The sequence below is a fragment of the Pseudomonas sp. LG1E9 genome (assembly GCF_003290225.1).
Taxonomy (GTDB): Bacteria; Pseudomonadota; Gammaproteobacteria; order Pseudomonadales; family Pseudomonadaceae; genus Aquipseudomonas; species Aquipseudomonas cyclaminis.
This window is the reverse complement of sequence record NZ_CP029983.1, coordinates 5,868,314-5,881,798: the sequence shown is the minus strand read 5'-3', so window position 1 is coordinate 5,881,798 and position 13,485 is coordinate 5,868,314. Positions and strand designations below refer to the sequence as shown.

The 13,485-nt window shown below is 60.4% G+C and carries 18 protein-coding genes; 8 read left to right on the top strand and 10 right to left on the bottom strand.

Features of this window, described 5'->3' with window-relative positions; translation table 11 throughout:
• Window positions 1-6: 6 nt before the first annotated feature.
• The 3 genes from DNK50_RS26965 to DNK50_RS26955 all read left to right on the top strand — a co-directional run bounded on the left by DNK50_RS26965 (window position 7) and on the right by DNK50_RS26955 (window position 2,347).
• A complete protein-coding gene (locus DNK50_RS26965) occupies window positions 7-471 on the top strand; it encodes a CreA family protein (RefSeq protein ID WP_099587254.1) in 465 nt (154 codons plus the stop codon).
• A gap of 101 nt (window positions 472-572) precedes the next feature.
• Window positions 573-1,055 carry a glutathione peroxidase gene (locus DNK50_RS26960; protein ID WP_112196722.1) on the top strand — a complete coding sequence of 161 codons (483 nt, stop codon included), beginning with the start codon at window positions 573-575 and terminating at the stop codon, window positions 1,053-1,055.
• A gap of 188 nt (window positions 1,056-1,243) precedes the next feature.
• A complete protein-coding gene (locus DNK50_RS26955) occupies window positions 1,244-2,347 on the top strand; it encodes an NADH:flavin oxidoreductase (RefSeq protein WP_099587256.1) in 1,104 nt (367 codons plus the stop codon).
• On the opposite strand, the gene DNK50_RS26950 is transcribed toward DNK50_RS26955, so the two are convergent.
• Together DNK50_RS26950 and cysZ are read right to left on the bottom strand one after the other, a co-directional pair.
• Entirely contained in the window at window positions 2,316-3,518 is a 1,203-nt protein-coding gene (locus tag DNK50_RS26950; protein ID WP_099587300.1) for a glycosyltransferase family 1 protein, read from the bottom strand. The genes DNK50_RS26955 and DNK50_RS26950 overlap by 32 nt on opposite strands.
• Before the next feature lie 54 nt (window positions 3,519-3,572).
• On the bottom strand, window positions 3,573-4,337 hold the full coding sequence (gene cysZ, locus DNK50_RS26945; RefSeq protein ID WP_099587257.1) for a sulfate transporter CysZ: 765 nt from the start codon (window positions 4,335-4,337) through the stop codon (window positions 3,573-3,575).
• Between the two features lie 281 nt (window positions 4,338-4,618).
• On the opposite strand from cysZ, the gene trxB reads away from it, so the two are divergent.
• Window positions 4,619-5,581 carry a thioredoxin-disulfide reductase gene (gene trxB, locus DNK50_RS26935; protein ID WP_010206474.1) on the top strand — a complete coding sequence of 321 codons (963 nt, stop codon included), beginning with the start codon at window positions 4,619-4,621 and terminating at the stop codon, window positions 5,579-5,581.
• A gap of 124 nt (window positions 5,582-5,705) precedes the next feature.
• Here the strand turns inward: trxB and DNK50_RS26930 are convergent, their stop codons facing one another.
• Genes DNK50_RS26930 through DNK50_RS26905 form a run of 6 tightly spaced genes read right to left on the bottom strand, consistent with a single transcriptional unit; the run spans window position 5,706 to window position 8,636 of the window.
• Window positions 5,706-6,047, bottom strand: coding sequence for a HopJ type III effector protein (locus DNK50_RS26930; RefSeq protein ID WP_162633406.1), 342 nt, complete (start codon window positions 6,045-6,047; stop codon window positions 5,706-5,708).
• Window positions 6,040-6,336, bottom strand: a complete 297-nt coding sequence (locus DNK50_RS26925; protein ID WP_158877546.1) for a DUF1244 domain-containing protein — start codon at window positions 6,334-6,336, stop codon at window positions 6,040-6,042. The genes DNK50_RS26930 and DNK50_RS26925 overlap by 8 nt, the downstream gene beginning before the upstream one ends.
• A gap of 16 nt (window positions 6,337-6,352) precedes the next feature.
• The gene (folX, locus tag DNK50_RS26920; RefSeq protein ID WP_003194073.1) at window positions 6,353-6,724 is read right to left on the bottom strand and encodes a dihydroneopterin triphosphate 2'-epimerase; all 372 of its coding nucleotides are present in this window, start codon (window positions 6,722-6,724) and stop codon (window positions 6,353-6,355) included.
• Window positions 6,725-6,726: 2 nt separating this feature from the next.
• Entirely contained in the window at window positions 6,727-7,287 is a 561-nt protein-coding gene (folE, locus tag DNK50_RS26915) for a GTP cyclohydrolase I FolE (protein ID WP_099587260.1), read from the bottom strand.
• Between the two features lie 20 nt (window positions 7,288-7,307).
• A complete protein-coding gene (gene folM, locus DNK50_RS26910; protein ID WP_112196719.1) occupies window positions 7,308-8,018 on the bottom strand; it encodes a dihydromonapterin reductase in 711 nt (236 codons plus the stop codon).
• A gap of 57 nt (window positions 8,019-8,075) precedes the next feature.
• On the bottom strand, window positions 8,076-8,636 hold the full coding sequence (locus tag DNK50_RS26905) for an antibiotic biosynthesis monooxygenase (RefSeq protein ID WP_099587262.1): 561 nt from the start codon (window positions 8,634-8,636) through the stop codon (window positions 8,076-8,078).
• Window positions 8,637-8,850: 214 nt separating this feature from the next.
• Here DNK50_RS26905 and DNK50_RS26900 point away from each other — a divergent pair, with 214 nt between their 5' ends.
• Window positions 8,851-9,810, top strand: coding sequence for a MerR family transcriptional regulator (locus tag DNK50_RS26900; protein WP_112196718.1), 960 nt, complete (start codon window positions 8,851-8,853; stop codon window positions 9,808-9,810).
• Between the two features lie 2 nt (window positions 9,811-9,812).
• Here the strand turns inward: DNK50_RS26900 and DNK50_RS26895 are convergent, their stop codons facing one another.
• Together DNK50_RS26895 and DNK50_RS26890 are read right to left on the bottom strand one after the other, a co-directional pair.
• Complete coding sequence (locus DNK50_RS26895) at window positions 9,813-10,418, bottom strand: hypothetical protein (RefSeq protein WP_099587264.1); 606 nt, start codon at window positions 10,416-10,418, stop codon at window positions 9,813-9,815.
• A 60-nt stretch (window positions 10,419-10,478) separates the two neighbouring features.
• Window positions 10,479-10,946 carry a PAS domain-containing protein gene (locus tag DNK50_RS26890; protein WP_112196717.1) on the bottom strand — a complete coding sequence of 156 codons (468 nt, stop codon included), beginning with the start codon at window positions 10,944-10,946 and terminating at the stop codon, window positions 10,479-10,481.
• A 128-nt stretch (window positions 10,947-11,074) separates the two neighbouring features.
• Here DNK50_RS26890 and DNK50_RS26885 point away from each other — a divergent pair, with 128 nt between their 5' ends.
• The 3 genes from DNK50_RS26885 (at window position 11,075) to DNK50_RS26875 (ending at window position 13,403) form a co-directional block, all read left to right on the top strand.
• A complete protein-coding gene (locus DNK50_RS26885) occupies window positions 11,075-11,533 on the top strand; it encodes a flavodoxin (RefSeq protein ID WP_112196716.1) in 459 nt (152 codons plus the stop codon).
• Between the two features lie 185 nt (window positions 11,534-11,718).
• On the top strand, window positions 11,719-12,501 hold the full coding sequence (locus DNK50_RS26880; RefSeq protein WP_112196715.1) for a class II aldolase/adducin family protein: 783 nt from the start codon (window positions 11,719-11,721) through the stop codon (window positions 12,499-12,501).
• On the top strand, window positions 12,501-13,403 hold the full coding sequence (locus DNK50_RS26875) for an alpha/beta fold hydrolase (RefSeq protein WP_112196714.1): 903 nt from the start codon (window positions 12,501-12,503) through the stop codon (window positions 13,401-13,403). The genes DNK50_RS26880 and DNK50_RS26875 overlap by 1 nt, the downstream gene beginning before the upstream one ends.
• The last annotated feature ends 82 nt before the right edge of the window (window positions 13,404-13,485 follow it).

Here is a 13,485-nt window from a genome sequence, read left to right as displayed (position 1 = left end):
TATACGATGCGTTTAGTGAAGTTCGCGCTGGGCCTGCTGTTGCTGACGCCGCTGCTGGCTTCGGCCGAAGAGATTGGCCAGGTGTCGACGGTGTTCAAGTTTGTCGGCCCCAATGACCGGATTGTCGTGGAAGCGTTTGACGACCCCAAGGTCGACGGCGTGACCTGCTATTTGTCCCGCGCCAAGACGGGCGGCGTCAAGGGCGGCCTGGGCCTGGCCGAAGACCGTGCCGAAGCGTCGATTGCCTGCCGTCAGGTCGGCCCGATCCGCTTCAAGGGTGAGCTCAAGGACGGCGACGAAGTGTTCAAGGAGCGCACCTCACTGGTGTTCAAGACCATGCAGGTGGTGCGTTTCCTCGACAAGAAGCGCAACACCCTGGTGTATCTGGTCTATAGCGACCGCTTGATCGAAGGCAGCCCACAGAACGCCGTGACCGCGATTCCGATTTTGCCGTGGCCGACCGCTCAGTAATCCGCAGGCGGGTTTTGTAATCGGCGTCTATGATTGCAGGCTTGCGAGTTGTAATCTCGATGAGCCGCAACGTAAAGAATATGGGATATCTGGAGTTCGTCATGAGTGCTTTCCACGACCTGAAACTCAAAGCTTTGGACGGACAAGAGCTGCCACTGGCGCCCTTCAAGGGGCAGGTCGTGCTGGTGGTCAATGTGGCCTCCAAATGCGGCCTGACCCCGCAATATGCGGCGTTGGAAAACCTCTATCAGCAGTACAAGAACAAGGGATTTACCGTGCTGGGCCTGCCGTGCAACCAGTTTGCCGGCCAGGAACCGGGTACCGAAGAGGAAATCCGCAATTTCTGCAACCTGAACTACGGTGTCACCTTTCCCTTGGGCAGCAAACTCGACGTAAACGGCCCGGAGCGTCACCAACTCTACCGTTTGCTGGCAGGTGAGGGCGCCGAATTTCCTGGGGATATCACCTGGAACTTCGAAAAATTCCTGCTCGGTAAAGATGGTCGCGTGCTCGCGCGCTTCTCACCGCGCACAGCGCCGGATGATCCAGCAGTCGTCCAGGCCATCGAAAAAGCCCTGAGCTGAACCTTTGGCCGGCGGGCTTGTGTGGTGAGCGAGTTTGTCGAATCGTCGCATCACCCGCGCTGGGCTGGGTAGCAGCCCAATACCTCACTGCTTTTACCCCTTAATCACCCCAATCAATAGTGCTACCCAGCGCTGTGCACTCTCCATATTATCTGCATCATAAACCCCGTCTCCCGTGGAGTGCCCCCATGCCCGTCCAAGCCTTGTTCAAACCTTTCCAGCTCGGCGCATTGCAACTGTCGACCCGCGTGGTCATGGCGCCGATGACCCGCTCGTTTTCTCCGGGTGGCGTGCCCAATTCCAAAGTGATCGAATACTACCGTCGCCGCGCTGCCGCTGGCGTGGGCCTGATCATCACCGAAGGCACTGTGGTCGGTCACCAGGCCTCCAACGGCTACCCGAATGTCCCGCATTTCTACGGTGAGGCGGCCTTGGCCGGCTGGAAGAAAGTGGTCGATGCGGTACACGCCGAAGGCGGCAAGATAGTCCCGCAACTGTGGCATGTAGGCAGCGTGCGCCGTATCGGCACCGAGCCTGACGCCAGCGTTCCCGCCTACGGTCCGATGGAAAAACTCAAGGACGGCAACGTGGTCGTCCACGGCATGACTGCCCAGGACATCAAGGACGTGATCAACGCCTTCGCCCAAGCCGCCAAAGACGCCCAAAGCATCGGCATGGACGGTGTGGAAATCCACGGCGCCCATGGCTACCTGGTCGATCAGTTCTTCTGGGAAGGCAGCAACCAGCGTACCGACGAATACGGCGGCAGCCTCGCCAACCGCTCGCGGTTTGCGATCGAACTGATCGAGGCCACCCGCGCCGCCGTTGGCCCGGATTTCCCGATCATCTTCCGTTTCTCCCAGTGGAAGCAGCAGGACTACACCGCGCGTCTGGTGCAAACCCCTGAGGCATTGGGTGAATTCCTCAAGCCTTTGTCCGACGCCGGCGTGGATATTTTCCACTGTTCCACCCGCCGTTTCTGGGAGCCGGAATTCGAAGGTTCCGACCTCAACCTGGCCGGCTGGGCCCGTCAGCTCACCGGCAAACCGACCATCACCGTCGGCAGCGTCGGGCTGGACGGAGAGTTCCTGCAGTTCATGGTCAACACCGACAAGGTCGCGCAGCCGGCCAGCCTGGAAAAACTGCTGGAGCGCTTGAATAACGACGAGTTCGATCTGGTTGCCGTAGGTCGTGCGCTGTTGGTTGACCCGGATTGGGCCGTGAAGGTGCGTGAAGGTCGCGAGGGCGACATTCTGCCGTTCAGTCGTGAGGCGTTGACGACTCTGGTCTGAGTGGCGTCAGGGCGGGCACTGGGTGGCCGTCCTTGCACACGCCGCGCAACTGGCGTTCAAACTGTTCGATAATCGCCGGCCAGCCCTGGCGACTGGCATGTTGGCGCGCGTTCAGGCGCGCCCTGCGCAACGTTTCGCGCTCTTCCAGTAGCCAGATGGCCGCATCGCAAAACGCATCTTCATCCCCCGGCATCGCCAGTGCGCCGCTATAGCCGTGTCGCAGGTGCTGGCTTGCGGCCGCTTGATCGTAGGCCACCACACCAAGACCTGAAGCCATGGCTTCCAGCACGACGTTGCCGAAGGTTTCGGTCAGGCTGGGAAACAGAAACAGGTCACCGCAGGCGTAATGCCGTGCCAGCTCTTCGCCGCGTTGAGTGCCGCAGAACACCGCGTCGGGCAGATCGCGCTCAAGCAGTGCGCGTTGCGGGCCGTCGCCGACGATGATCAGCTTCATGCGGCGCGATGGATACGTAGCTTGAAGCGCATCGACGCAGCGCTTGAGCAGCCCGAGGTTTTTCTCCTGGGCCAGGCGGCCAACGTGCAGCACAGCAATATCGTCGTTCTCCAGACCCCAGCTTTCACGCAGTGCATTGTCACGCTTGGCCGGGTGGAACAACTGGCTGTCGACACCGCGCGACAACATGCCAAGGCGCTCGAAATGCCGGCGCTCCAACTCCAGGCGTTGGCTGGCGCTGGGCACCAGGGTCAGGGTCGAACGGTTGTGAAACCAGCGCAGGTAATGCGTGACCACACGGCTCAGCAGGCTCAAACCGTACTGGTTTGAATACTGCTGGAAGTTGGTGTGAAAGCCACTGACCACACTGATTCCCAGGCGGCGTGCTGCACGCAGTGCGGACAATCCCAGCGGGCCTTCGGTGGCGATGTAGAGTACGTCCGGGCGTTGGCGTGTCCACCGTCGCAATAACTTGTGCATCGACGACTGGCCCCATTGCAGGCCTGGATAACCCGGCAGCGGCCAGCCGCGGCACAGTAAGAGTTCGTCGTCGCTGAGCCGGCTCTGATCAGCGCCCTGGCGTGGGCGCACGAGCTCGACTTGATGGCCGCGCGCACGCAAACCGTCGCACAGGCGACCAAGGGTATTGGCCACCCCGTTGATCTCTGGCGGGAAGGTTTCGGTGATCAGGGTGATATGGAGCGAAGCTGTCGTCATGACCCACAGTGTCCCGGTGGGCCATGTCGCCATTGTGTCATCCAGATGATGGATTTATGACCTGGGCACCTTGGGCGTGGCCATCGCCTCGGCGCCTTGCTCGCGCACCCAGAACAGCGTCGCCCCGGCCACCGCCGCCGGCATCATCAGCAGGTTGACCACCGGCACCAGCAGCACCAGATAAACAATCCCGCCGAAGCTCATGCTCTGCCAGCGCTTCTGGCGCAGCCACGCGAGCATCTCGTTCCAGCCCAGCTTGTGGTTGTCGGCCGGGTAGTCGATGTACTGGATCGCCATCATCCACACGCCGAACAGCAGCCACAGCGGCGCCGCAATCAGGTTCACAACGGGGATAAACGACAGGATAAACAGACCGATCGCCCGCGGGAGAAAGTAGCCCAGCTTGCGCATTTCCCGAGCCAGGGTGCGCGGCACCATGGCGATCAGCTCGCCCCAACTGAACGCGGGGAAGTCATCGGTACCGCGCACCACCACTTCGACTTTCTCCGAGAGAAAGCCATTGAACGGTGCCGCGATGATATTGGCGAGCATGGTGAAGGTGAAAAACACCATCAGCACCACCAACACCACAAACAAGGGCCATAACAGGTAGTTAAGAAAACTCAGCCAGCTCGGCAGCGTCGGCATCAAGTGGTCGACCCACAGGCTGAACTGATGACCGGCGAAGTAGATCAATCCGACGAACAGCACCAGGTTGATCGCCAGAGGCAGCAGCACAAACAGCCGCAGGCCAGGGCTCAATACCAGTTTGAGGCCTTCACGCAGGTATTGCGGGCCGGAAAGAGCAGGGGCGGGCATGGAGAACTCCGAGCAGAATGACGATCGCGCCGACCTTACCGGCTTTGCATTCAAGGTGAAAGCCGCGACATCAAAGTTAACAAAGGCGTCGATCAGGCCAACTGACAGCATAGAGACCGCCTATGAGCTGGATTGTTAAACCGTATTTCCTTAATCTTGCCCCCCTCTATACGCTGCACCCATTATTTTCAGGATCTGCGAGTTAAAGCCTTCCCCAAGTGCTTCGCAGTCCTTTTTTATTCCAGCCGCCTTGTAGTCCGGGCGGTCGATAGGAGTGAGTCATGTCTGATACCCGTCATTCGCGAGTGATTATTCTCGGTTCCGGCCCTGCCGGTTACAGCGCTGCGGTCTACGCTGCCCGGGCCAACCTCAAGCCGCTGCTGATCACCGGCATGCAGGCGGGCGGTCAGTTGACCACCACCACGGAAGTCGACAACTGGCCGGGCGACGTCCACGGTTTGACCGGCCCGGTGCTGATGGAGCGTATGAAAGAACACGCCGAGCGCTTTGAAACCGAGATCGTGTTTGATCACATCAACCAGGTCGACTTCTCCAAAAAACCTTACAGCCTGACCGGCGACAGTGGCGTCTACACCTGTGACGCGCTGATCATCGCCACTGGCGCAAGCGCTCGTTACCTGGGCCTGCCATCGGAAGAAGCGTTCATGGGCAAAGGCGTTTCTGCCTGCGCGACCTGCGACGGTTTCTTCTACCGCAACAAGCCAGTTGCGGTCGTCGGCGGCGGCAACACGGCTGTGGAAGAGGCGCTGTACCTGGCCAACATCGCCAGCACCGTGACCCTGGTTCACCGTCGCGAGACCTTCCGCGCCGAGAAGATCCTGATCGACAAGCTGCACGCCCGTGTCGCTGAAGGCAAGATCATCCTCAAGCTCAACGCCACCCTGGATGAAGTCCTGGGCGACAACATGGGCGTGACCGGTGCCCGCCTGAAGAACAACGATGGCAGCTTCGACGAACTGAAAGTCGACGGCGTGTTCATCGCCATCGGCCACACCCCGAACACCTCGTTGTTCGAAGGCGTGCTGGAAGCCAAAGACGGCTACTTGGTGGTGCAGGGCGGCCGTGAAGGCAATGCGACTGCCACCAACATCGAAGGCATCTTCGCGGCCGGCGACGTGGCTGACCATGTGTACCGCCAAGCTATCACCTCGGCTGGCGCCGGTTGCATGGCCGCACTGGATGCCGAGCGTTACCTCGACGGCCTGAAGGACGCTTCGTTCTAACAAACGCCGTAAAACAATGTGGGAGGGGGCTTGCCCCCGATAGCGGTGGTTCAGTATCAAATGTACTGACTGACACACCGACATCGGGGGCAAGCCCCCTCCCACATTTTGATCTGCGTCTGACTTAGGATTTGCGGGTCAGGGGCTGCGCGCTGAATTTCACACCGGCCAGGCCATTGGCGATCAATGCGCGGATATTGCCGTGGTCGCTGCCCTCAGGCGTAGCGATTACCGAGCGGTAATGCTCGCCAAACGCCAGCAGCGCTTCCTGGTCACTCAAGCCTTCCAGCACCGCCAGACCCAGCGTCTTGCACGACCCTTCATTCTGCCCGGCCGCGTTTTCCACCGCGCCGTTGGTGAAGGCTTGTGGCTGGTAGTCATACCCTGCGGCAACAAACGCCAGGGTATCGGCAAAAGCATGGTCACCGCTGTTGAGGCTGGCGCGCAGGGGGTTCAGATCATTCATGGGTTTTTCCTTTGGCGAACGCCGCCTGTTGGTCGGCGTTGGCTTCTTTCTGGTATTGGGCTTTCCAGTCGGCGTACGGCATGCCGTACACCACTTCACGGGCATCATCGAGGCTCAGCTCGATGTGGCGCTCGTCGGCCTCGGCCTTGTACCACTTTGACAGGCAGTTACGGCAGAAACCGGAGAGGTTCATCAGATCGATGTTCTGCACATCCTTGCGGCTGTCCAGATGGGCCACCAGCCGGCGGAAGGCGGCAGCTTCGAGTTCGAGGCGTTGTTGATCGTTCATAGGGTTCACTTGAATGTCAGCGGCTGGCCGCCAGGGTAATCGAAACCGACTCGGCAAAGCGCAGCGCATGGGGCTTGTCCACTTCGACCTCGGCATACAGCACCGATTCATTGCTCATCACCAGGTCCAGCAGTTCCTGGGTCAGACGCTCCAGCAGGGCAAAGCGGTTGCCTTCCACGTGGGCGATGATCGCCTTGGTGATGGTGCGGTAGTTCAGCGCGTGGTCGATATCGTTGTCGCGCACCGCCTCCTGGGCGGCGTACAGGATGGTCAGGTTGATCAACACATCCTGCTTGTTGAGGATCTCGTCCTCGTTGATGCCGATGAAGGTGCGCAGGCACAGGTCCTTGACCCGGATGCGCGCCATGCCTGGTTGAAGTTGTGGCATTGCTACTTGCTCCGTCCAATCAGTTGCAGGAACTCCATGCGCGTGGTGTTCGACTCGCGGAAAGCGCCGAGCATCACCGAGGTGTTCATGGTTGAATTCTGTTTCTCCACGCCGCGCATCATCATGCACATGTGCCTGGCTTCGATCACCACGGCCACACCGGCGGCCTGGGTCACGTCCTGGATGGCGTCGGCGATCTGCCGCGTGAGGTTTTCCTGGATCTGCAGGCGCCGGGCGAACATGTCGACGATACGCGCCAGTTTCGACAGGCCCAGCACCTTGCCAGTCGGAATATAGGCCACATGGGCCTTGCCGATAAAGGGCAGCAGGTGGTGTTCGCACAGCGAGTACAACTCGATGTCCTTGAGGATCACCATCTCGTCGTTATCGGAAGAGAACAGCGCCCCGTTGACGATCTCTTCCAGGTTCTGCTCATAGCCATGACACAGGTACTGCATGGCTTTGGCGGCGCGCTTGGGCGTGTCGAGCAAGCCTTCGCGCTCTGGGTCTTCGCCGAGGCCTTTGAGAATCTCGCGGTAGTGTTGGGGCAGGGACAAGGTCATACAACATCCTCACATACGGCTTACTTGATATGCCGCCCGCCGTTGACGGTCAGGGTGGTACCGGTGACATAGGGGTTGTCCAGCAGGTAGCGCACGCTCTGGTAGATCACCTCGGCACCGGGCTCGATGCCCAGGGCCGACTTGGCCAAGACCTTGCTGCGATAGGCCGCGTCGTCGTCTTCGTTGAACATCACCATCGCCGGGGCGATGCCGTTGACCTTGATCAGCGGCGCGAACTGCGCGGCAAATGACAGCGTAAGGCTATCGAGCCCGGCCTTGGTGGCGCAGTAGGCAATGTGCTGGCGGCTGCCCTTGCGCACCACGTCATCGCTGATGTGCACGATGTCGGCTGGTGAAGAACGTTGCAGCAGGGGTGAACAATGCAGGTTGATCAGGTACGGCGCAAGCATGTGCACGCTGAACATGTCGCTGAAGGCGCGGCTTTCGTCGCCCGGGGTTTCCGCGACCCAGGCCGAGGCGTTGTGGATGATCGCGCGCAGGCTTTGAGTATGGGTCTGCAGGTCAGCGATAAACGTCAGGATTCCAGCTTCGTTGGAGAAGTCGGCAAACACGCCGACCGCACCCCGTTCGCGCAGGGCCTGCACACCGGGGCGTTCGCTGCGATAGCTGAAAATCACCGGTTGGCCTTCGTCCAGCAGGCGCTGGGCGCAATGCAGGCCGACACGTTGGCCGGCGCCGGTGATCAGGATCGGTGCATGGGTTGCAGTCATGGGAGGCTCGCGTCGCTGGCAGGCGCAAATCATACCAGCGACGGGTCGCCCCTGTACTCACGCCGCCGCTTCGGCGGCCTTGCGCGGTGTTGGCGCGGGATGCAGCCAGTTCGCCAGCAGGTGGGTCGACAGCGGAATGAACCAGTAAACCATCAGCGGCGTGAGTGCCATCGTGCTGACCAGCACGCGCGGCACCAGGTCGAGCTGATTGAGCAATGGCCCCAGGACGAAATTGAACAGCAGCGACACCGGGAAAAACGCCAGCCAGATCGCCACCGCCTGTTTCCAGCGCGGCGGACGCGCGCCGGCCGCACCAAACCAGCCGTCGATGCCGCGTACGCGGTGCTCGGATGGGTCGGCAAACAACTCGCTGCCACGGCTCAGCCACGCACCTCGGGAGGCGGAAAACTCCCAGGCGTGCAGGGTCTTTTCATCGGCGAAACGGAAAATGATCTGGAATTCGTCATCGTTGGGCGGCGGTGCCAGCACGCCGGAACCCAGGTAACCGGGGAAGTCGGTGGCCAATTGCTCGCCTTCGCGCAGCCAGGCCATCAGTTCTTCGTAGCGCCCTTTGGCGACGCGGCGCGCAACCATCAAGGTGACGGGAGAGGTAGACATTGTGTATCTCCAAATATACGGGTGCGCTGAACCGGGTAGGCGGCGCACAGACGAAGCTGCGGGGTGTTGCAGCGACGTGTAAAAAGCAGGCAAGGATTATTCCTGTTTTGCCGAAATACACCAGCGACATTGGTCCGAAAAGCCCAGACCTTGAAAAAGACAGGTCTAAAGGCGTTAAATGAGCACCCGACTACAAACGGTTTTTTGGTCTCAAATGCCCGTGATTACTGCTCCCACTGATAGCACTTCGCATCTGGATTCAACTGACGTCTCTGAGCTGTTTCCAATCCGTGAAGTCTCAAGATTGACAGGCATCAACCCGGTCACCCTGCGTGCCTGGGAGCGCCGTTACGGTCTGATCCAGCCCATGCGCACCGAAAGTGGGCATCGTCTCTACTCCAAGTCCGACATCGAGACCGTCAATCGCATTCTTGATTGGATCGAGCGGGGAGTGGCCGTGAGCAAGGTCGGCAAGATTCTCGCCCGCGACGATCAGCAGGCCGAAATGATTCGTGCTGAGCGTGACACCCGTGAAGACGCCGAATGGCCGCAGTGGCGGGCGCGCCTGATGACCGCGATCAGTGCCTTTGATGACCGCCAGATGGAGAGCGTGTACGGCCAGATTTTTACCACTTATCCCCTCAGTGTGGCGTTCCAGGACATCCTGATGCCCCTCTGGAACGAGCTGTTGCGCCACCAGGGAGGTTTCGGCCAGGCCAGCGAATGGTTGTTTTTCGACGCCTTCCTGCGTGTACAAACCTTCCTGCGGCTGCACGTCGCGAGTGGGTCGCTGGCGCCCAGGGTACTGCTGACCGCCATGCCCGGCGAATGCCGCAAACTGGAGTTGCTGGTGGCGGCGCTGTTGATGAGTCGTGATGACTTGACCGTGAAGGTGCTGGGCATGGGCCAGCCGTTTGATGAGCTGACCCTGGTGTGTGAAAAGATTCAGCCCCAGGCGCTGGTCATCCTCTCCAATCACGCCCATAACCTTGAGTTGGCCGGGCGCCTCAATCGCTTGGCGTTGACCCTCGATTGCCCATTGTTTCTGGCGGGGGCCGCGTCGGACCTGGCGCAGAGCGCACTGGCAGGCTCCTCCATCGGTTGCCTGGGCAGCGAAGGGCGCGAGATGCAACGCCGCTTGCAGCAGTTCCTCAGCGGTAACCTGGATACCTGATCTCAGGCGTGCATCTGCGGGTGCACCAGGCGGTGCTGATGCAGGATGAACTGGCGCAGGCGCTCGATTTCATCCGTATCGCTTTGGCTGAGGCGATAGGCAAACAACCCCCGCGCCGTTTCCCGTTCGAACGCGCCGCGCAGGCTGATGCGCTCATAGCCGGAAGGGCTGAACCACAGGGAAAAGGTTTTTGGCGGCTTGATCCTGCCCCGAATCTCCACCAGCACGCCCTTGAATGACACTTCATGCACCCACAGCGCGCTCGCCGTGCCCTTGATGTTTTCCAGGGCCACCGGTGCTTCGAGCGCCAGCCGCCAGGCGCGGATCACTGGGCCGTCTTCGAAAATGCTCGGCACCCCCAGACGCAGATGCACGGCATTGAACTCATCCTCCACCAAGTGCAGGGGAAAAGTCAGTTGCTGGTTGTCGAACTGTGCCTGGATGGTGACATGGTCGTGGGCGGCCAGGCGTGTGAGCAAGTCGCGAATCTGCGCACCGCCGTTGACGGTCAGGCTCGACGACGCATCCCGCAAGTTGAGTTGCGGGTTGTGTTGCATGTTCTGAATGAAATCCAGCTCATCCTGGGTCAGAAGCGCATCGCGTTGCATCGTACGGGCTCAGTAGGGAGGGCATTAAAGTGCCATTATCTGCTCATATGGCCGCATTTTCTAAGTTTTGTTTAATCCGCTGGTCGCCCTGAGCGCCGCGAGCTCGGCCTTGACCAGGGCCAATTCGCCTTCCAATTGCGCGACACGCTGCTGGGCCTTGACCTGGAGCGTGACGTCTTTTTGTACGCCGACAAAATACGTTTGTTTATCGGCCGCGTTGTGCACCGTCGAAAGTGACAGTTCGTTCCAGAAATGGCTGCCGTCCTTGCGGTAATTACGCAGGATTTCCCGGCACGTCCCACCATTCTCCAGCGCGTCCCGGATAGCCATCAGCGCTGGCTGGTCACGGTCACCCGACTGCAGGAAGCGGCAGTCCTGATAGAGGATTTCATCCAGGGTGTAGCCGGTCAGCCGTTCGAATGCAGGGTTTACGTAAATCAGCGGCTTGTCTTTGCCTTCCCGTTCGGCGACCACGATGCCGTCGTTGGAAGCGTCGATCACCATTTGCATCAGCTTGGCGTTAATCATTGAGCGATCCATGGCTGGTTGTTGAAATGGGCAGTTTATGGCAAGTCCTGAATCTTGCACGGTGTGCCCCGAAATATTTGCGTCGCTGTTAATATCCCAGGCTTTCGCTCAACTACAGGATCAGATTGATGAAAGTCGCCATCCTTTCCGGCTCGGTCTACGGCACGGCTGAAGAAGTCGCCCGCCACGCCGCCGGCATCCTCAAAGACGCCGGTTTTGAAGCCTGGCACAACCCCCGCGCAACCCTGGCGGATGTGCAGGCGTTTGCCCCCGAGGCGTTTCTGGCGGTGACCTCGACCACCGGCATGGGTGAACTGCCCGACAACCTGCAACCGTTGTATTCGACGATTCGCGACCAGTTGCCCGCCGCCTGGCGCGGTCTGCCCGGTGCGGTGATCGGCCTGGGCGACGCCAGCTACGGCGACACCTTCTGTGGCGGCGGCGAGCAGATGCGTGAACTGTTCGACGAGTTGGGCGTGCGCGAAGTTCTGCCGATGCTGCGCCTCGACGCCAGCGAAAGCGTCACTCCGGAAACCGACGCCGAGCCCTGGCTGGCTGAGCTGGTCGCCTTACTGCGCGCTGACTGAGCGGTTCGCAGTGGCTTTATTGACGGCGTCTCTTTGACGCCGTTTACACAGATTTAAACTATTCTCCTAGCTGACTCGTACGGTCATCAAGCTGGCTGCGAAGGCAACTCCGTCTGCCAGGGCGTCTGACTAGACTGGCCCATCACTCAAAAAACAATAAGAAGTGCGCCAAGGAGGTCGTTGCCGTGAGCCTAGCCCCTGTTGTATCGCCACAGACTGTCAAAGATCAGGTCAGTGCTGCCGAGTGGCAAGCCCGTGTCGACCTGGCCGCCTGCTATCGCCTGGTGGCGCTGCATGGCTGGGACGACCTGATCTTCACCCACATCTCGGCCAAGGTGCCGGGCACCGATGATTTCCTGATCAACCCTTACGGGCTGATGTTTCACGAGATTACCGCGTCGAGCCTGGTCAAGGTTGACCAGGCCGGCAACAAGCTGATGGACAGCCCCTACGAGATCAACCCCGCGGGCTACACCATCCACAGCGCCATCCATGAAGTGCGCCACGATGTCACCTGCGTGCTGCATACCCACACGGCCGCCGGCGTGGCGGTGGCGGCGCAGAAACAAGGCGTGCTGCCGATCAGCCAGCAATCGATCTTCGTGCTGTCGAGCCTGGCCTATCATGCCTACGAAGGTGTGGCGCTGAACCACGAAGAGAAGGCGCGCCTGCAGGCCGACCTGGGCGACAACAATTTCCTGATGCTGCACAACCATGGTCTGCTCACCTGTGGCAGTACCATCGCCGACACCTTCCTGATGATGTTCACCTTTCAGCGCGCCTGCGATATCCAGGTGCTGGCGCAAAACGGCGGCGCTGAATTGATCGCCATTGGCCCGCAGATTCTGGCGGGCGCCAAGGCCATGGTCGCGGCTGTCACAAAGAGCGCCCAGGGTATGGGGGGCGCGCTGGCCTGGCCGGCGTTGCTGCGCAAATTGGATGCTCAAGATCCTGGGTATAAAAGCTGATGCCACTCGCCGAGATCCCGCTCAGAGCCTGGCGCAAGCGCAGCCAGCGTTTCGACTTTCGCGGTCGCACCATCCGTTATTGGACGGCGGGGCAGGGCGAACCGTTACTGCTGATCCATGGCTTTCCCACCGCCAGTTGGGACTGGCATTACGTGTGGCAACCCCTGGCCCAGCACAACCTGGTCATCGCCTGCGACATGCTCGGTTTTGGCGATTCGGACAAGCCGCTGGACCATGGCTACTGCTTGCTCGAACAGGCCGACTTGCAACAGGCGCTGCTTGAGCATCTGCGCCTGGATCAGCCGGTGCATGTGTTGGCCCATGACTACGGCGACAGCGTCGCCCAGGAACTGTTGGCCCGACACTATGAAGGCCGCTTCCAGATGGCCAGTTGTGTGTTTCTCAACGGCGGGCTGTTCCCGGAAACCCATCGCCCGGCGCTGGTGCAAAAGCTCTTGCTCAGCCCGCTGGGCTGGATGATCGGCCGCGCGTTCGGGCGCAATGCCCTGGCCGACAGCTTCAACCAGATATTCGGCCCCAACACCCGCCCCAGCGAAAGCGCCCTTGACGATTTCTGGAGCCTGATCGACTGCAACGACGGCACGCGCATCCTGCACAAACTCATCGCCTACATTCCCCAGCGTCGGCGCCTGCGTGATCGCTGGGTGGCGGCGATGCAGCACGCTGACGTGCCGTTGCGGGTGATCGACGGCGAGATCGACCCGATCTCGGGTATCCATATGGTGGAGCGCTACCGCCAGTTGGTGCCCAACGCCGACACGGTGCTGTTGGCCAATATCGGCCACTACCCGCAGATCGAGGCGCCGGTGCTGGTGCTCAAGCACTACCAGGCGTTTCGTGATCGAATTGGGCTGGCCGCGCCGCGCCTGGCTTATTCCTAGACCCTAGGATCATCCCTCTGCCTTATCGAGCACCATTCAGCCCTGGCCGTCTTTATTGTGACCAGAGGCTGGGTGCCCGACA